Source organism: Kitasatospora sp. NPDC032121, from assembly GCF_055580145.1.
This window is the reverse complement of sequence record NZ_JBVILX010000001.1, coordinates 806,802-825,690: the sequence shown is the minus strand read 5'-3', so window position 1 is coordinate 825,690 and position 18,889 is coordinate 806,802. Positions and strand designations below refer to the sequence as shown.

Sequence of the window (18,889 nt, the reverse complement as noted above, 5' to 3'; positions counted from 1 at the left end):
CGACGACGGGCGGGGGTGGCGGAGCCGTCCGTCACCCCCGCCCGATGTACGGCATGGCCGTCGCCATCACGGTGGCGAACTGCACGTTGGCCTCCAGCGGCAGCCCGGCCATGTGCCGTACGGTGCGCGCCACGTCGGCGACGTCCATGGTCGGCTCGGGGGCGATCCGGCCGTCCGCCTGCCGCGCGCCCGAGCCCATCGCGGCGGTCATGTCGGTCGCCGCGTTGCCGATGTCGATCTGACCGCAGGCGATCCGGTACGGGCGGCCGTCCAGCGACAGCGACTTGGTCAGACCGGTGACGGCGTGCTTTGTCGCGGTGTAGGCGATCGAGTGCGGGCGCGGGACGTGCGCGGAGATCGAGCCGTTGTTGATGATCCGGCCGCCCTGCGGATCCTGCGCCCTCATCTGCCGGAACGCGGCCCGGGCGCAGAGGAAGGCGCCGGTCAGGTTGAGGTCGACCACCGCCCGCCAGTCCTCGACCGCCAGCTCCTCCACCGGGACGGCCGGGCCGAAGGCGCCGGCGTTGTTGAACAGCAGGTCCACCCGGCCGTGGCGCCCGGAGGCCGCGGCGAACAGCGCGTCCACCGCGGCCGGGTCGGTGACGTCGGTCGGCACCACGTCGGCCGGGGCGGCGCAGAGCCCGGCGGTCTCCCGCAGCGGCCCGGGCCGCCGGCCGGCCAGCACCGTCCGCCAGCCGGCCGCGGCCAGTTCGACGGCCACGGCCCGGCCGACGCCGCTCCCGGCTCCGGTGACGACGGCGATCCGCGGCTTCGCGGCACCCTTCATGGAACCCTCCTCGATGGCAGTTCCCGGTCGGTCCCGGGGCCTCGCGCGCCGGCGTGCCCCGGGCCCGTGTCGGGCGTGTCCTGTGGATCCTCGCGGACCGCCGGGCCGTCCGTCACCGGGCAAAGCCCCCGAAATCCGGACGGCCCGGCGGGGGTCGGACGGGCCACCCCCGCCGTCCGGCCCCCGCCGGTCGGGGGGACCGGTGAGGGTCTTTACCCGATCGCGAACAAACATTGGATTTCCGGTGGCGACCTCGCAACCGGGCCGCCCCGGCCTACGTCATAAGATCGCAGGAAGGCGCACCCCCGCGAGGGGCGGCGCGCCATCGCTCCGGGGGACGTGCCATCGCTGTGCCCCCGGGTCTGTCCGGCCCCACCGGGGGGCCGCCGCCCGGCCAGACGGACCGGGCGCGACATCGGTCGGAGAGTCCTCACCGTGCTTAGGCAGTCGTCCCGTTCCCGCGCCGTCCTGTCCGGCGCCGCCGTGCTCGCCCTGGCCGCCTCGCTCGCGGCCTGCGGGAGTTCCGGCGGTGGGAAGGGGGGCGGCGCCGCGGCGAACGCCACCCCGGCCGGCGGCAGCAGCTCGGCCGGCAGCCCGAGCGCCGCCGGCACCAGCCCGGCCACGACCGGCAGCGCGACCCCGACCGCCGCCGGCAAGGTGCTGATGCCCACCGGGCCCGCCGCCGCTCTCAACAAGGTTCGGGACACCTCCGCCGGCCCGATCATGATGACCAAGGTGACCGGCGCGAAGTCCGGCGTCACCGGGCAGGTCTGGGTCTGGCTGCCGCCCGAGTACAACGACCCCAAGTTCGCCAAGACCGGCTTCCCCGTGCTCACCCTGTTCGCCGGCGGCCAGAGCAACGGCTACAACACCTGGACCGACAACCAGCTGCCGATCCAGGAGGAGAACGAGCGCCTGGTCAAGGAGGGCAAGTCCCACCCGTTCATCATGGTCATGCCGGTGCAGAACTTCAACGGCGACGAGAAGAACGCGCTGGACTGCTCCGACATACCGGGCCAGCCCAAGATGGGCACCTGGATGGCCGAGGACATCCCGGACTTCGTCCGCGCCAACTTCCGCACCGTGAAGGGCCGCGACGGCTGGGGCGTGATGGGCGCCTCCACCGGCGGCTTCTGCAGCGCCAAGCTCGCCCTCCAGTACCCGCAGGTCTACAAGGCCGCGGTGCCGATCGACGGCTACTTCATCCCGGACTCGGGGCTGTGGAAGGGCCACGACGCCGAGCGCGCGGCCAACAACCCGGACGTGCTGGTCGCCCAGGGCAAGGCCGACGTGAGCATGCTGGTCACCGCGGGCGGCGCCAACCCGTACGAGACCAAGGTGGTCAAGAGCTGGGTGGCCAAGGCGGTCGCGCCGGTGAAGATCGAGTACTACGAGCAGCCCGGTGGCAAGCACCTGACCTCGGACTTCAAGAAGATGATCCCGGACACCCTGGTCTGGCTCACCGCCCACCTGGCGCCTCCGGAGTCCGACTGAGGCCCCGGCTCCCACCCGTTCGCACCTGCCGCCGCCGGTGCCGGGGCGCATTCGGCGCTCCCGGTGCCGGCGGTCCTGCTTTCCGGCGGATCTCCCCTCCGTCTCCCACTGTTTCCCGCTGTCCCCCGCTGTTTTCCGTCCGGGGCCGAGGCTCGTCCACAGGCCCGTGACCTGCGCGTCAATCGGACATTGATTCGCTTCTGATCGACTGCCAGCACCTTGGCTGGGGCGGTCCTCCACCGGCCGCCACCACCCGCCGTGCCCCAAGCCGTGAAGAGAGTGCCATGCCGATCCACCTGGTGCCCCAGCCCGTCCCCACCGTGCCCGTGCAGGGCCAGTCCGGAGCCGTCCCCCTGGGTGCGGACGTGTACGGACGGGCCGCGGACGAGGAACCGGCCACCCTGCGGTTCGCCGGGCTGCGCCTGGTGCACGCCGCACTGCGCCGGGACCTCGCCCGGCTGCCCAACGCGCTGCGACTGCTCCAGCCCGACGAGGACGACAAGGGCGAGGCGCTGCTGCGGCACTGGAACTTCGTCACCGCGATGCTCACCTGCCACCACGAGCAGCAGGACACCCGGCTCTGGCCGATCGTGCGCCGCTTCGCGCCCGAGCTGCGGCTGCTGCTCAACTGGCTGGAGGACGACCACCACAACCTGGACCACTCCTTCACCCGGGTCACCACGCTGGTGCGGATAGCCAGCCGGGACACCGGCAGCGCCTGGCCGGTCGCGTACGCGATGGAGGACCTGGCCGCCCGGCTGGAGACCCACCTGCGGATCGAGGAGCGGCAGCTGCTGCCCCGGATGGAGCGGGTGGTCGCCGAGGGCTCCCGACTCGGCGGGCTGGGCGAGCTGCTGGACCTGCTGCGCCTGGCCGACGGCCCGGGCGTCGCGGACGCGCTGGTCTGGTTGCTGGAGGGTGTGGAGCCGGTGCTGGTCGAGCGGCTGCTGGCCGAGTGCGACGACGACGTGGCCCGCAGCTGGCCGCACTGGCACGCGACCTACCAGCGCTGCACCTCGCCGCTGTGGGGGCCGGCGGACGGTCCGGTCGGCAGCGTCGCGGCGGTCGGCGGCGTCGGAAGTGTCGGGAGCGTCGGGAGCATCGGGAGCATCGGCCTGGGGAGCGTCACCGACTGATCCGGGGAACTTTCGCCGGCCGTTGATCTACGCGCGTGGCACGAGCCTCCAGCACAGGCCTCCGGCATGTGCCAGAAGCCGTGGGAATCGGGTGGAACCTCAACTCCCCACGTCCCCTAGGGGATTCGACCCATCGCACTCGGGGTCCAGGCGCCCCGGACGCTCCGGGCCGTGCCAGGGAAGGCGTCACGCCGGCGGTCGATGGCGGGCCGCGCCCGCCGCCCTACCGTCGACGGCATGACCACAGCGCGCAGCACCCCCGACCCGCACCGCCCCCGCCCCCGGACAGGCTTCCGGGCCCACTTCGGGACTCGGTCCCGCGCCCGCTCCCGGCGCGGCCCCGCGTTCCTCGCCGCCGGCGCCGTCCTGGTGCTCGGCGCCGGACTGACCGCCTGCGAGGGCGGCGTGGCCCTCTGCCTGGACGACCACAAGTGCACCGTCGGCATCAAGACCGACAAGGCCGACGGCACCAAGACCGTCAAGGTCTTCGGCGGCGACAACCCGATGGAGATGACCGTCGGCCACGTCACCGACGACTCGGCCGAGGTGACCATCGGCGACCGGAAGAAGACCGCCGCCATGGACTCCGAGACCTCCGTCAACAGCGTCAGGATCACCCTGCGCAAGACGAACAAGGCCGACCACTACGCCGAGTTGCACGTCGAGCGGGACTGACCCCGGCCTCGACCGCAGGCTCCCGACACCGACGAAGCGCTCCCCGGCGCCTACTCCGGCAGGCGGTTGAGCCACTCCAGCGGGGCGACCCGGATCGCCGTGTGCGGCGAGCCGTCCCACTCCACCGGAAGCCCGACCGCCTCCAGTGCGGCGACCACCGCCCGCCCGACCTCCAGCGTCCGGCACTCCGAGGCCGCGGTGCTCTCCTCCTCTGCGCGGAAGCCGCCGTAACGCAGCATCAGCCCCCGCCCGGCGGCCGCCGCCTCGGTGTCCTGCTGGTGGAAGAAGACGAAGCCGACCGAGTCCGCCGCGGCCTCGCCGCCGATCTCCGCGTAGCCGCAGCCCGCGCAGCAGGTGAAGTCCATCGCCGCGACGATGCCCTGGTCCTCCAGCGCGTCGAAGGCGTCCGCCAGTCGGTCCACCTCGGTGGTCTCCGGCCAGGCCGCCTGCTCGGCCAGCCGCTCCGTCCACAGCGGAGCGACGATCCGCTCCGCCTCCTCCTGCGTCAGCCCCTGGTCGTCGAGGTCATCGACCAGGGACTCGGCTATCTCGTCCGGCTCCTGGAAGCCGCACCGGATCAACTCGCGGGCCCGCTCCTGGGCGTCGCGCAGCACGTCGGGGGTGAGAACCGTCTCCTCGGTCATGTCCGCATCCTCGCACCCGCCACTGACAATCCGAGGGCGGCCGGCGCGGTCGCCCTGCTACCGTCCGCCGGTGACCTCTCTGCTGCAACCGCCGCTGATCACCCGGCTGCTGGCCGCCGAGCGCGTCCTGGTCGCCGGAGCCGGCGGGGGCTTCGACGTGTACGCCGGGCTGCCGATCGCCCTCGCCCTGCGGGCCGCCGGCAAGGAGGTGCACCTGGCCAACCTCTCCTTCACCCACCTCTACGGCCTGCCCCTCGACGTCTGGGCGGAGCCCGACGTGGCCCGGATCGGACCGGACACCGCCGCTCCCGAGGGCTACTTCCCGGAGCGCACCCTGGCCCGCTGGCTGAACCGGCACGGGATGCCCGACACCGTGTGGGCCTTCCCGACGGTGGGCGTGCAGCCACTGCGCGAGGCCTACCGTGCGCTGGTCGGCCGCCTCGGCGTGGACGCGATCCTGCTGGTGGACGGCGGCACCGACATCCTGATGCGCGGCGACGAGGTCGGACTCGGCACCCCGGAGGAGGACATGGCGAGCCTGGGCGCCGTGGCCGGCCTGACCGAGGTGCCCGAGCGGCTGGTCGCCTGCCTCGGCTTCGGCATCGACGCCTACCACGGCGTCAACCACTCCCTGGTGCTGGAGAACCTCGCCGCGATCGACCGGGCCGGCGGCTACCTCGGCGCCTTCTCCATTCCGCGCGACAGCCGGGAGGGGGTGCTCTACCTGGACGCCGTCGAGCACGCCCGGGCCGCCTTCCCGGAGCACCCCAGCATCGTCAACGGCTCGGTGGCGGCCGCGCTGCGCGGCGAGTTCGGGGACGTCCGCTTCACCGACCGGACCAAGGGCGAGCAGCTCTTCGTCAATCCGCTGATGACGCTCTACTTCGGCGTCACGGTCGAGGCGCTGGCCGCCGAGCACCGGTACCTGGACCGGCTGGAACGCACCGTGGTGACCCGCCAGATCGCCACCGTCATCGCGGAGTTCCAGGACGAGCTGCCCCGGCAGCGGCCGCCCCGGCAGTTCCCGCACTGACGCGGGGGCGGCGGCGGGGCCCGTCCGGAGCACGGGCCGGCGGGCCGGTCAGAACGCGGCGAGCCGGAACTCCAGGTTCCCGAACCGCACCTGGTCGCCCGGGCGGACCCGTACGCCACCCGCTATCCGGCGCCCGTTCACGTGGGTGCCGTTGGTCGAGCCGAGGTCGTACAGCACCCAGCCGCCCTGCTCGTGCCGCAGCTCCGCGTGGTTCCGGGACACCGAGGCGTCGTGCAGCCGCAGCCCCGAGCCCGGGAGCCGGCCGATCGTCAACTGCCCGGCCCCGGCCTGGGGCAGGCTCAGCCCGGGCAGTCGCTCGGTGCGCCAGGCCCGGCCCATCCGGTCGCCGAGGGCGGACACCCGCCCGACCGTGCGCAGCACGAAGCGCTCGACCGGTCCGCCGGTCGGCAGCCCGGCCACCGCCGCGTCCAACTCGCCACGGCTGGTGGCCTGCAGGACGATGTCCATCCGGCCGAGGAAGGTGTCGTGCGAGAGCCGCCCGCTGCCCGCGCCGTCCCGCAGCGCCCCGAGTGCCTGCTCCCGCTCGGCGTCGGAGGGGCGGACCGCGCCGGTCGGCCCGCCCGCGCCGGTGGGGAGTTCAGGAGGCGTCATGGCCGAATTCTCGGCGCGGCCGACTCCGGCTGTCCAGATCGCGCGGTGCCCGGGCGCGGGGTTCGTACGTCACGGCAGTCCAGACGCCCTTTCCCGCCGGGCGGTTCCGCGCGCTCGGGGCGTGCGGCCGGCTCCGCTCCCGGGTGCCGTACGGCCGGTTCCCGGGTGCCGTGCCGTGCCGGCCGGTTCGGGGCGGCCGTACGGGCCGTCAGCCCTTGCGGGCGGCGGCCAGGATCTTCTCGGTGGTGTGCAGGAAACGGGAGGTGACCGCGCCCCGGTAGGCCTTGCCGAACATGTCCTTGGTGACCCACTTGCCGTCCTGGAGGTGGATCACGACGTACGCGGCCCCCGGATCGGCGCCGAGCACCTCGACGTCGCCCTTCGGCGAGCGGTGGGGGAGGGCGAGGTCGGCCGGCAGCGGCTCGGAGAGGAAGGCGACGACCAGCCGGACGTCCGGCGTCACCTCGACGCCCCGGAACGGCTCGGCGGCGAGCAGGCCGGCCACCTCGTCCACCGTCCGCAGCAGCACCGGCACCGGGTACCCGAGCGCCTCCTCCAGGTGCTCCTCGATCCGTCCGGTCAGCGCCGCGCGGTCCTGCTCGTCGGTGGTGAAGAAGACGTTGCCGCTCTGGATGTAGGAGCGGACGCCGCCCAGCCCGAGCTCGGAGAAGAGCGCCCGCAGCCGCTCCATCCGCACCGTCCGTCCGGCGACGTTGATGGCGCGCAGGAAGGCGATGTACGTGGTCGTGGTGGTCACCCCGCCAGTCTGGCACCGGCCACCGACAACGGTCCGGCGCCCCCTGTCCGTCCGCTCCTGCCCGCTCTCCCCCCGCGCGCCCGTCCGGGTGGTCCGCGGACGGCGGCCGTCGGTGCCGGGTGCCAGACTGGCGCCATGGCTACCTGGCAGGATTTCGAGCACGAGGCCCCCGATCTGGCGCCGCTGGTCCGGGCCCGGTTCGAGGCGAACAAGCACCACGTCCTGGCGACGCTGCGCAAGGACGGATCGCCCCGGGTGAGCGGAACGGAGGTCGACTTCGTCGGCGCCGACCTGTGGATCGGGTCGATGTACGGCGCGGTCAAGGCGCGCGACCTCCGGCGCGACGCCCGGTTCGCGCTGCACGCGCACCCGGGGGACGAGACCATGGCCGGCGGGGACTCCAAGGTGTCCGGCCGAGCGGTGGAGGTCGCCGACGAGACCGAACTCGCCGCCTTCGCCGCCGATCTGCCCGAACCGCCGCCCACCCCGTTCCACGCGTTCCGGCTGGAGCTCGACCAGGTGGTGCACACCACCGTGGAGGGCGACCACCTGCTCGTCCACAACTGGCACCCGGGCCGGCCGGTGGAGCGGATCCAGCGCCACTGACCGGCGCCGGTCCGCCGGCAACCGCCCTACGGCAGGACGGACTTGAGGGCCTCGGGGGTGCGGGCCACGACGGCGTGACCGTCGTCCGCGGTGATGATCGGGCGCTGGATCAGGATCGGGTGCTCGGCCATCGCCGCGATCCAGCGGTCCCGCTCACCCGCTTCCCGGGGCCAGTCCTTCATCCCCAGGTCCTTGGCGGCCTGCTCGTCGGTGCGGGTGATGTCCCACGGCTCCAGGCCCAGGCGCTCCAGCACCCGCACCAGCTCGGCCGCGGTCGGCGGCTCCTCCAGGTAGCGCCGCACGGTGTACTCGACCCCGGCGCGGTCCAGCTCGCCGAGCGCGGTCCGGCACTTGCCGCACCGCGGGTTGATCCAGATCTCCATGCCGGCCACCCTATCGAGCCGCCCGCGTCCGGCCCGTCCCGCCGCGCGAGCCGCCCGCGTCCGGCGGCCGCGGCGCGCCCCACCTGTCGTGCACGGTCCGAGCCGTACGGGAACTCCACTGCGTCCACCGGAGGTTGACCATGCGGGAAGCCTGATCTCGTGGAGGGGAACACCGGATGGACGGCGCGGCGATCATCGAGCAGCTGATGACCACGGAGGGCACGGCCGACCCGTACCCGCTGTACGCCAAGGCCCGCGAGCTGGGGCCGGTGGTCCCGATCGGGAACGGCATGTTCATGGTGAGCGGCTACGCCGCGGCCAACAAGGTGCTGCGCATGCCCGCCTTCGGCGTCGCGACCGCCGAGATGCTGGCCGGCCTCACCCCCGGCTACACGGAGCACTCCTCGCTGGTCCTGTTCGGCCGCTCGATCCTCCAGCGCAACGCCCCCGACCAGCCCCGGGTCCGCTCGCTGATCGCCTCGGTGTTCACCGCCCGCAGGGTCGCCGCGCTGCGCCCGGCCGTGGAGGCGGCGGTCGACCGGCTGCTGGACGAGATGGCCGAGCAGGGCGCCGACGGCTCGCCGGTGGACTTCATGGACGCCTTCGCCTTCCGGCTGCCGGTCGGGGTGATCTGCGAGCTGCTCGGCGTGCCCGAGCAGGACCGCTACCGCTTCCGCGGCCTCGCCTCCGACCTGACCGTCGCCCTGGAGTTCGTCCAGGACCTGGACGAGCTGACCGACGCCGACAAGGCCGCCGACGAGCTGACCCGCTACTTCACCGAGCTGGCCGCCGAGCGCCTGGCCCGTCCGCAGGACGACCTGGTCACCGACCTGGCCCGGATCGCGGCCGCCGACGACGAGCGGCTCTCCGCCGAGGAACTGCTGGCCAACCTGGTGCTGCTGCTGGTGGCCGGCTTCGAGACCACCACCAACCTGCTCGGCAACGGCCTGAACCTGCTGTTCCACCGCCCCGAGGTGGTCGCCGGGCTGCGCAGCGGCGCGATCACCCCGGCCGGCTTCACCGACGAGGTGCTGCGCTTCGACGCGCCGGTCCAGGTCAGCGGTCGGGTCGCGCTGGCCGAGGGCCTGGTCATCGACGGCGTGCCGATCCCGCCCGGCCACGGGGTGACCCTGCTGATCGGCTCGGCCAACCACGACCCGGCCCGGTACGAGCGCCCCGAGGTGTTCGACCCGACCCGCACCGACAGCCAGCCGCTCAGCTTCGGTGGCGGCGCCCACTTCTGCCTGGGCTCCCAGCTGGCCCGGCTGGAGGCCGAGGTCGCGGTGCCCGCGCTGCTCGACCGCTTCCCCCGGCTCGCCCCCGGCGGCGTCCCCACCCGGCGCGACCGCCTGGTGCTGCGCGGCTTCGAGACCCTGCCGGTGACCGTCCGCTGAGGGTCCGCCGAGGGTCCGCCGACCAGCGGCCGCCGGGACCGGAATGAGCTCCTCCGACCCCGGCGGGCGGGACGTTCGGCCGTTCGTGGCGCTGCCGTTCGTGGGAGATCATGGGGGATGAAAGCGGCCAATCCGGACCGATCACCCGGAACGGCCACCTGCCAGGAGGTCCCCACCGTGCCCACAGCACCCCGCCCGCCGCGCCCCGCGGCGCCGCAGCCCGAGGTGCCGCGATGGGTGCCCTGGCTGCCGGCGATCCTGCTGGTGCTGGACCTGATCGCCGAGGCCGTCGTCCCGCAGGCCGTCGCCGCCGGCTTCCTGCTGACCGCGCTGCCCGCGGTGGCCGCGTTCAGCTACGGTCCGGTGCTGACCGCCGTCACCACGGTCGGCTCGCTGGCGCTCCAGCTCCTCCTGGCGCTGCGCATGGACCACATCTCCGAGCAGCACCACGTCTGGATCTACATCACCACCCTGATCTCCGGCGTCATGGGCACCGCGCTGTCCTGGCAGCGCACCCGGCAGAACCGCAACCTGATCCAGGCCCGCACGGTCGCCGAGACCCTGCAGCGCACCGTGCTGCGCCCGGTGCCCGAGCGGACCGGCGGGCTACGGCTGTCCGGCCTCTACCGCCCGGCCCAGGCCGACGTGCTGGTCGGCGGCGACCTGTACGAGGTGTGCGACACCCGCTTCGGCGTACGGGTGCTGCTCGGCGACGTCCGCGGCAAGGGCCTGGGCGCCGTCCGCACCGTCGCCGACGTCCTCGGCGCGTTCAGGGCGGCCGCGTACGACACCCCCGGGCTGGTCGAACTGGCCGACCAGCTGGACCGCGCGGTGCTGCGCGACGCCGCCGACCGCGGCGACGACGAGCTGTTCGTCACCGCCGTCCTGCTCCAGTACCGGCCCGGCTCGGACTGCGTGGAGATCGTCAACCGCGGCCACACCAGGCCGCTGCTCCTCGGCGGAGGCGGCATATCCCCGGTGTCCTGCGCCGACGAGCTCCCGCTCGGCCTCGGCCACCTCGGCCCCGCCGACGAGCGCAGCAAGGCGATCGCCGTCGCGCTGCCGCCGGGCCACACCGTCCTGCTCTACACCGACGGCGTCAGCGAGGCCCGCGACACCACCGGCGCCTTCTATCCGCTGGCCCCCCGCCTCGCCGCCCTCGGCAGCACCGCCCCCGACCGGGTGGTCTCCTTCCTGGCCCAGGACGTCCACCGCTACGCCGGCCTCCTGGCCGACGACCTCGCCGTCCTCGCCCTCACCCCGGACGCCCCGTAGGCGAGGCCTCTCCCCGTTCCTCTCCCCGTTCCTCCCCCCGTCACCCGGACGGGTCCGCCGGGATGCCCCCGGGCGCGGGAGTGCGCAGGCTGCTGGCAACCACCGGGCCCGGCCGGGCCCCGAGGGCAGGGCACGGGAGGACGAGATCGACGGGACACGGACGGCGGACACCGGCGGGGGAGCCGGCGCGCGGCTGCTGGCGCGCGTCGCCCTGCTGGCGGCGGCGGGGGCAGTCGGCATGCTGCTGTTCGCACTGGGGGAGGGCGGACTGCTGGTGGTCGCCGCGGGGCTGCTCGGACTGGTCGTCTGGGCCGCCGGCATCTGGTGGTTCCTGGCCTACCGGGGAGCGGTCCGGGTGTTCGGGCTGCTCGTCGCGATCGCGGCACCGGTCGCGGTGCTGGTGCTCTTCGCCCACCACCGGCTGTGGCTGACCGCCCTGGCCCTCGTCCTGTGCTGGGGAGCCGCGCTGGCCCTCGCCCGCGCGGCACTGCGCAGGGCCGCTCCGGAACCGCCGATGCAGGCGGTTGCCGCGCCCCGGCCGCAGCGGCCGGTCCTGATCATGAACCCGAAGTCCGGCGGCGGGAAGGTCGGCCGCTTCGGACTGGTCGAGCGGGCGGAGGAACTCGGCGCCCGGGTGGTCCTGTTCGACCGCACCGTCCCCACCGATCCCGCCGCGCTCGCCCGTACGGCCGTGGCCGAGGGCGCGGACCTGCTCGGCGTGGCGGGCGGCGACGGCAGCCTGGCGCCGGTCGCGGCCGTCGCCGTCGAGCACGACCTGCCGTTCCTGGTGCTCCCCGCCGGCACCCGCAACCACTTCGCCCTGGACCTCGGCCTCGACCGCACGGACCCGTCCCGCGCCCTGGACGCGCTGACCGACGGCGAGGAACTGCGGGTCGACCTCGGCGAGGTCTCGGGCCGGGCCTTCGTCAACACCGTCTCCTTCGGGGTGTACGCCGACATCGTGCAGCGCCCCGAGTACCGGGAGGACAAGGTCGGAACGGTGCTGGCGCTGCTGCCCCAGCTGCTGGTCGGCGAGGGCGTGCCGCGCATCGACGTCCGGGCCGACGCCACCGTGCTCACCGGCGAGCAGGCGGTGCTGGTCAGCAACAACCCGTACGGCTCGACCGAGGGCCTCGGCATCGGCGACCGCCGCCCCCGGCTCGACGGCGGCGAACTCGGCGTGTTCGGCATCCGGGTGGAGGGCGCGGCCGAGGCCGCGGACGTGGTCCTGCGCGGCGGCCGCTCCACCGGGCTGAGAGCACTGACCGCCCGGCGGGTCGAGGTGACCGCGGACGGGGCCGAGATCCCGGTGGCGGTCGACGGCGAGGCACTGCGGATGCCCGTACCCGTCGTGTGCACCCTGTGCCCGCGGGCGCTGCGGGTCCTGGTGCCGCGCGACCGCCCGGGCGTCCCCGCCTCCGCGCCGCCCGTGAACTGGCACCGGCTGGCCGACCTCGCGCTGGGCCGCGGCCTCCCCGGCACCCGCGGCCACTCCGACCCGACCACCGAGGGGCCGACCCGTGACTGATCCGAAGCACCACGCCGCCCCGCCCGCCCCGCAGGCCGTGCTCACCGACCTGCGGACGCTCGACGGAGCCGTCTACGCGGCCGTCGCCGGCACCCCCACTCCGGCCCTGGACTCCGCGCTGCGCCGCCTCTCCCGGGCCGCCGACCACTCGAAGATCTCGCTGGCCGTCGCCGCGCTCCTCGCCCTTGTCCCCGGCCGTCCCCGGCAGGCCGCGGTGGCCGGGGTCGGCGCGGTGGCGCTGGCCTCGGTGACGGCGAACCTGGTCGGCAAGCAGCTGGTCCGCCGCCCCCGGCCCGACCGGGAGCAGGCCAAGGTGGTGGTCGGCCGACAGGTGCCGATGCCCGAGTCGGCCTCCTTCCCGTCCGGTCACATGGCCTCGGCGACGGCCTTCGCCACCGCGGTCGGCGTGCTGCTGCCGCCGATGGCGGTCCCGCTCGGCGCGGTGGCGGCCGCGGTCGGCTACTCCCGGGTCCACACCGGCGTGCACTACCCGGGCGACGTCGCGGCCGGCGCCCTCCTCGGCTTCGCCGCCGCCGTGGCCTCCCTGGCCGTCGTCCGGACCCTGCCGCCGAGCCTCCCGGCGTGAGCCGTCGGCGCCCCCGTCCGACCTCCGCCCCACCCCGTCGGCAATCGGCCCGTACGGGCACGGGAACGTCTGTGCGCTATCTTCTGCCGTGACCATTTTCCCCCGGCAACGATCAGGTTCCTCGGGCCGCCGCGAGTCCGCGAAGGGCGGCCGGCTCGCCGTCCTGGACGGACTGCGCATCCTGGCCGCGCTGATGGTGGTCTTCCACCACTACGTCGGCTACGGCGGCGGCGGCTCGGCCACGGACAGTGCCTGGGGCCAGCCGGTGGAGCAGGTGTTCCACCGCGCCTCCTTCCTCGGCGCCTATCTGTGGACCGGCGTCTGCCTGTTCTTCGTGATCAGCGGCTTCGTGATCTGCATGAGCAGCTGGGGCCGCCCGGTGGGCGACTTCGTCCGTTCCCGGGTCATCCGGCTCTACCCCGCGTACTGGTTCGCCGTCCTGCTCACCACCGCGGTCGTCACGATGTGGCCGCTCGTTCGCCAGCCGCTTCCCCCGGAGCAGGTGCTCGCCAATCTGACGATGTTCCAGGAGGGCCTGGGCATCAAGCACGTCGACGCCGTCTACTGGACGCTCTGGATCGAGCTGCGCTTCTACCTGCTCTTCGCCATCGTGGTCTGGCGGGGCGTCACCTACCGGCGGATCGTGGCCTTCTGCTCGATCTGGACGGTCGCCGGCATCGTCTCGGAGAGCACCAAGTCGCCGGTCCTGGAGTTCTTCGCGATGTCGCAGGTCTCCTCGTTCTTCGTCGCCGGCCTCGCGCTCTACCTGGTCCACCGGTACGGTCCCAACCTGATGCTCTTCGGCATCGTCGGGATCAGCTGGATCGTCTCGGTCCTCTACACTCTCCAGCACCAGGTGAACGTGAGCCGCTTCCTCGGCCGCGTCGACCTGCCGACCTGGCCCGCCGTCCTGCTGACCAGCCTCTCCTACCTCGTCATGATCGGGGTCGCCCTGGGCTGGGGCTCCCGGATCCAGTGGCGCTGGCTGACCTTCGCCGGAGCCCTCACCTACCCCCTCTACCTCCTCCACGAGACCATGGGCTGGACCGCCCTGCGCGCCCTCTACGACCACGGCACCAAGCCCTGGACGGCGGTCGCCATCGTCACCGCCGGTATGCTCGTCGCCTCCTGGCTGGCCCACCGGCTCATCGAGAGGCCCCTGACACCCCGCCTCAAGGTCGGCATGACGAAGAGCATCGACCAACTCCGCGCCGCCGAACCCCTCCCGCAGCCCGCCACCCGGCCCCGCGGAATCCCGGAGACCGTCACCACCCCCTGGGCCACCTCCTTCACCCCCCGGGACACCCACCCCCCACAGCAGCCCGCCCCCGACTCCCGCTGACCTCGTCCCACCCGCGCCGACGGCCACAGCACGCACCGGGCGGCCGGCCCGACCTCCGTCGGACCGGCCGCCCGGTACACCTGTCAGCCCCGCGGCTCCTTACAGGTCGTAGTACAGCTCGAACTCGTGCGGGTGGGGGCGGAGGGCGATCGGGGCGATCTCGTTGGTGCGCTTGTAGTCGATCCAGGTCTCGATGAGGTCCGGGGTGAAGACGTTGCCGGCGAGGAGGTACTCGTGGTCGGCTTCGAGGGCCTCCAGGACGGCGGGGAGGGAGGAGGGCACCTGGGGGACGTTGGCGTGCTCCTCGGGGGCCAGCTCGTAGAGGTCCTTGTCGACCGGCTCCAGGGGCTCGATCTTGTTGCGGATGCCGTCGAGGCCGGCCATCAGCATGGCGGCGAAGGCCAGGTAGGGGTTGGAGGCCGGGTCGGGGGCGCGGAACTCGATGCGCTTGGCCTTGGCGTTGGAGCCGGTGATCGGGATGCGGATCGCGGCGGAGCGGTTGCGCTGGGAGTAGACCAGGTTGACCGGCGCCTCGAAGCCGGGCACCAGGCGGTGGTAGGAGTTCACCGAGGGGTTGGTGAAGGCCAGCAGCGAGGGGGCGTGCCGCAGCAGGCCGCCGATGTAGTAGCGGGCGGTGTCGGAGAGCCCGGCGTAGCCCTGCTCGTCGTAGAAGAGCGGGGTGCCCTCGCTCCACAGGGACTGGTGGACGTGCATGCCCGAGCCGTTGTCGCCGAAGATCGGCTTCGGCATGAAGGTGGCGGTCTTGCCGTTCCGCCAGGCGACGTTCTTGATGATGTACTTGAACAGCATCAGGTCGTCGGCGGCGTGCAGCAGGGTGTTGAACTTGTAGTTGATCTCGGCCTGGCCGGCGGTGCCGACCTCGTGGTGCTGGCGCTCGACCTCCAGCCCGGCCTTGGCGAGTTCCAGCGACATCTCGGCGCGCAGGTCGGCGAAGTGGTCGACCGGCGGGACGGGGAAGTACCCGCCCTTGTACTTGACCTTGTAGCCGCGCACGTCGCCCTCGGCGGCGCCGGTGTTCCAGGCGCCGGCCTCCGAGTCGATGTGGTAGAAGGACGCGTTGGCGCTGGTCTCGAAGCGGACCGAGTCGAAGACGTAGAACTCGGCCTCGGGCCCGAAGTAGGCGGTGTCGGCGATGCCGGAGGAGGCGAGGTAGGCCTCGGCCTTCCTGGCGACGTTGCGCGGGTCGCGGCTGTACGCCTCGCCGGTGACCGGGTCCTGGATGAAGAAGTTGATGTTGAGGTGCTTCTCGGCCCGGAAGGGGTCGAGGCGGGCCGTGGCGAGGTCCGGGACCAGGGCCATGTCGGACTCGTGGATGGCCTGGAAGCCGCGGATCGACGAGCCGTCGAACATCAGGATCTCGGACGGGTCGAAGGTCGCCGCAGGTACGGAGAAGTGCTGCAAGACGCCCGGCAGGTCGCAGAATCGGACGTCGACGAACTTCACGTCGTTGTCCTGGATGAACTGCTTCACTTCGGCGGCGTTGTTGAACATCCATCCTCCTCGGCGTGCGAATTGGGCTCACCATAGGAATGGGCCGTTTCCAGTCGGTGACCCGCTCGTTTCCTAGATGTTAACCACGGTCGCCGGGCGTATGGCAAAGGCGTACGGGACGGTACAAATCACCCCGCCCAGCTGGGCACCGTTCCGTAAGTGGTCTGGACCACTCGGAAACTGCCTGGAAAGCTCCCGGAACGACGATTCACCCGGTCGGGGGTGATGCCCGGCGGGGAGGGGAGCCGGTGGCGGAGCGGGCCGTCAGCCCGGTTAGTGTGGATTCGTGGACACCAGAGAAGCGTTGGGATCGTGGATCGACGGCCCCCGGGCGGCCGCCGAGAAGATGGGCGCCGACTTCGGCTACCGCGGCGAACGCCTCGGGCTGCCCAAGGAGGGCCCCGGCTCGATCGCCGGCCCCGGCCGCCGGATCGGGGCCCTGTTCGTGGACGGCTGGCTGGTCTCCCTGATCGCGTACGGGCTGCTCGCCCGTGGCGACCAGGCCGAGGCCAACCTGTGGACCAGCCCGCTGTACTTCCTGGTCGTGTCGCTGCTGCTGTCCACCACCGGCACGACGGTCGGCAAGCGGCTGTTCGGCCTCCGGGTGATCCGCCTGGACGGCCGCCGCGCGACCATCCCGCAGGTCCTGCTGCGCACCCTGCTGCTCTGCCTGGTGGTGCCGCCGCTGGTCTGGGACCGCGACACCCGCGGCCTGCACGACAAGGCGGTCGGCACCGTCGAGGTCCGGATCTAGCGCCCGGCGCCGTACGGACCGCCACACGGCACGCCGTACGAACGTCGGAACGGCCCCGCCGCGGAGCTTCCGCGGCGGGGCCGTTCTCGTGTCGTCAGGGGAGGGGGAGGGTCAGCGGACCTGGCCGCCCTTGGGCATCCGGGCGCCCTTCGGCATCGGGCCCTTGGGGATCGGCGCCTTGGAGAGCAGGTCGCCCAGCGCGCGCAGGCGGTCGTTGGTCTCGGTGACCTGGGCGGCGGTGATGGCGCGGGGCAGGCGCATCAGGTGGATCTGGAGCTTCTTCAGCGGGATCTCGCCCTCGCCGTTGCCCACCACGATGTCGTGCACCGGCACGTCGCCGACCACGCGGGCCATCTTCTTCTTCTCGGAGATCAGCAGCTGGCGGACCCGGTTCGGGTTGCCCTCGCCGATCAGCGCGATGCCGGCCCGGCCCACGGCGCGGTAGACCGCGTCCTGGTTGCGGGTGACCGCGACCGGGGTGGTGTTGGAGCTCCAGCCTCGCCGGATGTTGTTCAGCACCGCGGCGACGGCGCCCGGCTGCCCCTCCATCTGACCGAACGCGGCGCGCTCGGCCCGGCGCCCGAAGACGATCGCCATGGCCAGCACGGCCACGATGAAGCCCAGGATGCCCAGGTAGACGGGATGCTCGATCGCGAAGCCGATGGCGAGGAACACGCCGAAGGTCAGCAGGCCGACGCCGGCGATGATCAGGCCGATCTTGGTGTCGACCTTCTTGGTCATGGTGTACGCCAGACGGATCTGCTTCAGCCGCCCGGGGTTCTCGGATGTTTCCCTCGCCATAACGCTCATGGTACGTGGCACGGGTACGGGATATCCAAGCCCGGGTACCCGTTCGCCCCAACCGTGACCCGCGCGCCCACACGCCGTCGCGCAGAGCGACGCCGGGGTGGGGACGGCGGTCCCGGCGGTGCCGGAGCGTTACTGCCGAACGGGTCGTGTCGGCACCGTCGTCGCCGCCGCCGCGTGGTCGTGCCGGCGGTCCGCCGCGTGCCGGCGGTCCTCGCACACCGCCGCCCACGCGTTGCGGCGCGCGTGCCGCTGGCCGGGGGCCAGCAGGACGCTCTCGGCGAACCGCAGCGCCACCCTCACCGACCGGATCCGCATCCGCATGCCGAACAGCTCCTCCCGTGGCTGAGAAGAATCGAACGCCCACCAGGCGTCCAGCGTCCCCACCCTGTGTTACCAGGCCGTGACCAGGTCGTCAAAGCGTGGTGAAGGCGAAAGGGCGGAGCCGAAGCTCCGCCCTTCCCATGGCTCGAACCGGTCGGTGGACCGCGAGGCCGGCGTCAGCGCGCGGTTGACCGGCGTCAGCGCGCGGTCAGACCGCGGCCTGCTCGCGCCGCTCCAGCGCCTGCCGGTACAGCCGGCCGGCCCGGTACGAGGACCGCACCAGCGGGCCCGACATGACGCCCGCGAAGCCCAGCTCCTCGGCCTCCTCCTGGAGCTCGACGAACTCCTGCGGCTTCACCCAGCGCTCGACCGGGTGGTGGCGCAGCGAGGGGCGCAGGTACTGGGTGATGGTGATCAGCTCGCAGCCGGCGCCGACCAGGTCGGCCAGCGCCTGGCTGACCTCCTCGCGGGTCTCGCCCATGCCCAGGATCAGGTTGGACTTGGTGACCAGCCCGGCCGCGCGGGCCTGGGTGATGACGTCCAGCGAGCGCTCGTAGCGGAACGCCGGGCGGATCCGCTTGAAGATCCGCGGCACCGTCTCGACGTTGTGCGCGAGCACCTCGGGGCGGGAGGAGAAGACCTCGGCCAGCTGCTCGGGCACGGCGTTGAAGTCGGGGATGAGCAGCTCGACGCCGGTGCGGCCGGCCTCGCGGCCGGCGGTCATCGCGTGCACCTGGCGCACGGTCTCGGCGTACAGCCAGGCGCCGCCGTCCTCCAGGTCGTCGCGGGCGACGCCGGTGATGGTGGCGTAGTTGAGGTCCATGGTGACGATGGACTCGGCGACCCGGCGCGGCTCGTCGCGGTCGAACTCGGCGGGCTTGCCGGTGTCGATCTGGCAGAAGTCGCAGCGGCGGGTGCACTGGTCACCGCCGATGAGGAAGGTCGCCTCGCGGTCCTCCCAGCACTCGAAGATGTTGGGGCAGCCGGCCTCCTGGCAGACCGTGTGCAGCCCCTCCTTCTTCACCAGCGACTGGAGGGCGTTGTACTCCGGGCCCATCTTCGCGCGGGTCTTGATCCACTCGGGCTTCCGCTCGATGGGGGTCTCGCTGTTGCGGACCTCCAGGCGGAGAAGCTTCCTGCCGTCGGGCGCGACAGCGGACACGTGCGACTCCTAGAACTAGACGGGGTACCCCCAGGGTACGCCTGTGGTTGTACGGCCTTCGCCGGGCCTGCCGCCCTG

Annotated in this window: 20 protein-coding genes; 11 read left to right on the top strand and 9 right to left on the bottom strand. The window is 72.9% G+C overall.

All coding sequences use genetic code 11. From position 1 onward, the window contains the following. Positions 1-31 precede the first annotated feature (31 nt). A complete protein-coding gene (locus ACZ5OX_RS03780) occupies positions 32-787 on the bottom strand; it encodes an SDR family oxidoreductase (RefSeq protein ID WP_465628579.1) in 756 nt (251 codons plus the stop codon). 435 nt (positions 788-1,222) lie between these two features. Here ACZ5OX_RS03780 and ACZ5OX_RS03775 point away from each other — a divergent pair, with 435 nt between their 5' ends. The 3 genes from ACZ5OX_RS03775 (at position 1,223) to ACZ5OX_RS03765 (ending at position 4,092) form a co-directional block, all read left to right on the top strand. Then, positions 1,223-2,281: an alpha/beta hydrolase gene (locus tag ACZ5OX_RS03775; RefSeq protein ID WP_465628578.1), complete on the top strand. Its 1,059-nt coding sequence runs from the start codon at positions 1,223-1,225 to the stop codon at positions 2,279-2,281. 284 nt (positions 2,282-2,565) lie between these two features. Beyond that, a complete protein-coding gene (locus ACZ5OX_RS03770) occupies positions 2,566-3,417 on the top strand; it encodes a hemerythrin domain-containing protein (RefSeq protein WP_465628577.1) in 852 nt (283 codons plus the stop codon). Positions 3,418-3,654: 237 nt separating this feature from the next. Then, on the top strand, positions 3,655-4,092 hold the full coding sequence (locus ACZ5OX_RS03765; protein WP_465628576.1) for a hypothetical protein: 438 nt from the start codon (positions 3,655-3,657) through the stop codon (positions 4,090-4,092). 50 nt (positions 4,093-4,142) lie between these two features. Here the strand turns inward: ACZ5OX_RS03765 and ACZ5OX_RS03760 are convergent, their stop codons facing one another. Beyond that, a complete protein-coding gene (locus tag ACZ5OX_RS03760; protein ID WP_449790783.1) occupies positions 4,143-4,736 on the bottom strand; it encodes a DUF6891 domain-containing protein in 594 nt (197 codons plus the stop codon). A gap of 70 nt (positions 4,737-4,806) precedes the next feature. Between ACZ5OX_RS03760 and ACZ5OX_RS03755 the strand changes: the two genes are divergently transcribed. After that, complete coding sequence (locus tag ACZ5OX_RS03755) at positions 4,807-5,769, top strand: DUF1152 domain-containing protein (protein ID WP_465628575.1); 963 nt, start codon at positions 4,807-4,809, stop codon at positions 5,767-5,769. Between the two features lie 48 nt (positions 5,770-5,817). Here the strand turns inward: ACZ5OX_RS03755 and ACZ5OX_RS03750 are convergent, their stop codons facing one another. Together ACZ5OX_RS03750 and ACZ5OX_RS03745 are read right to left on the bottom strand one after the other, a co-directional pair. Beyond that, entirely contained in the window at positions 5,818-6,381 is a 564-nt protein-coding gene (locus ACZ5OX_RS03750) for an FHA domain-containing protein (protein ID WP_465628574.1), read from the bottom strand. Between the two features lie 208 nt (positions 6,382-6,589). Next, positions 6,590-7,138, bottom strand: a complete 549-nt coding sequence (locus ACZ5OX_RS03745; RefSeq protein WP_465628573.1) for a DUF1697 domain-containing protein — start codon at positions 7,136-7,138, stop codon at positions 6,590-6,592. 135 nt (positions 7,139-7,273) lie between these two features. Here ACZ5OX_RS03745 and ACZ5OX_RS03740 point away from each other — a divergent pair, with 135 nt between their 5' ends. Then, positions 7,274-7,744, top strand: coding sequence for a pyridoxamine 5'-phosphate oxidase family protein (locus tag ACZ5OX_RS03740; protein WP_449790780.1), 471 nt, complete (start codon positions 7,274-7,276; stop codon positions 7,742-7,744). Between the two features lie 26 nt (positions 7,745-7,770). On the opposite strand, the gene ACZ5OX_RS03735 is transcribed toward ACZ5OX_RS03740, so the two are convergent. Further along, the gene (locus ACZ5OX_RS03735; RefSeq protein WP_449790779.1) at positions 7,771-8,127 is read right to left on the bottom strand and encodes an arsenate reductase family protein; all 357 of its coding nucleotides are present in this window, start codon (positions 8,125-8,127) and stop codon (positions 7,771-7,773) included. A gap of 176 nt (positions 8,128-8,303) precedes the next feature. Between ACZ5OX_RS03735 and ACZ5OX_RS03730 the strand changes: the two genes are divergently transcribed. From ACZ5OX_RS03730 to ACZ5OX_RS03710, 5 genes are all read left to right on the top strand, one after another. Beyond that, positions 8,304-9,521 carry a cytochrome P450 gene (locus ACZ5OX_RS03730; protein ID WP_465628572.1) on the top strand — a complete coding sequence of 406 codons (1,218 nt, stop codon included), beginning with the start codon at positions 8,304-8,306 and terminating at the stop codon, positions 9,519-9,521. 177 nt (positions 9,522-9,698) lie between these two features. Next, positions 9,699-10,796 (top strand): PP2C family protein-serine/threonine phosphatase, encoded by a 1,098-nt coding sequence (locus ACZ5OX_RS03725; protein ID WP_465628571.1) that lies wholly within the window; start codon positions 9,699-9,701, stop codon positions 10,794-10,796. Positions 10,797-11,034: 238 nt separating this feature from the next. Next, positions 11,035-12,324: a diacylglycerol/lipid kinase family protein gene (locus tag ACZ5OX_RS03720; protein ID WP_465628570.1), complete on the top strand. Its 1,290-nt coding sequence runs from the start codon at positions 11,035-11,037 to the stop codon at positions 12,322-12,324. After that, complete coding sequence (locus tag ACZ5OX_RS03715) at positions 12,317-12,910, top strand: phosphatase PAP2 family protein (RefSeq protein WP_465628569.1); 594 nt, start codon at positions 12,317-12,319, stop codon at positions 12,908-12,910. The genes ACZ5OX_RS03720 and ACZ5OX_RS03715 overlap by 8 nt, the downstream gene beginning before the upstream one ends. Positions 12,911-12,998: 88 nt before the next feature. Continuing rightward, positions 12,999-14,252, top strand: coding sequence for an acyltransferase family protein (locus tag ACZ5OX_RS03710; protein WP_465628568.1), 1,254 nt, complete (start codon positions 12,999-13,001; stop codon positions 14,250-14,252). A 99-nt stretch (positions 14,253-14,351) separates the two neighbouring features. Here the strand turns inward: ACZ5OX_RS03710 and glnA are convergent, their stop codons facing one another. After that, a complete protein-coding gene (glnA, locus tag ACZ5OX_RS03705) occupies positions 14,352-15,764 on the bottom strand; it encodes a type I glutamate--ammonia ligase (protein WP_465628567.1) in 1,413 nt (470 codons plus the stop codon). 286 nt (positions 15,765-16,050) lie between these two features. Here glnA and ACZ5OX_RS03700 point away from each other — a divergent pair, with 286 nt between their 5' ends. Then, on the top strand, positions 16,051-16,518 hold the full coding sequence (locus ACZ5OX_RS03700) for an RDD family protein (RefSeq protein ID WP_465628566.1): 468 nt from the start codon (positions 16,051-16,053) through the stop codon (positions 16,516-16,518). 111 nt (positions 16,519-16,629) lie between these two features. On the opposite strand, the gene ACZ5OX_RS03695 is transcribed toward ACZ5OX_RS03700, so the two are convergent. The 3 genes from ACZ5OX_RS03695 to lipA all read right to left on the bottom strand — a co-directional run bounded on the left by ACZ5OX_RS03695 (position 16,630) and on the right by lipA (position 18,811). After that, the gene (locus ACZ5OX_RS03695; RefSeq protein ID WP_449790793.1) at positions 16,630-17,328 is read right to left on the bottom strand and encodes a DUF4191 domain-containing protein; all 699 of its coding nucleotides are present in this window, start codon (positions 17,326-17,328) and stop codon (positions 16,630-16,632) included. Positions 17,329-17,457: 129 nt separating this feature from the next. After that, positions 17,458-17,649, bottom strand: coding sequence for an SCO2195 family GlnR-regulated protein (locus ACZ5OX_RS03690; protein WP_465628565.1), 192 nt, complete (start codon positions 17,647-17,649; stop codon positions 17,458-17,460). Positions 17,650-17,857: 208 nt separating this feature from the next. Then, positions 17,858-18,811, bottom strand: coding sequence for a lipoyl synthase (gene lipA / locus ACZ5OX_RS03685; protein WP_360349931.1), 954 nt, complete (start codon positions 18,809-18,811; stop codon positions 17,858-17,860). Positions 18,812-18,889: the final 78 nt, after the last annotated feature.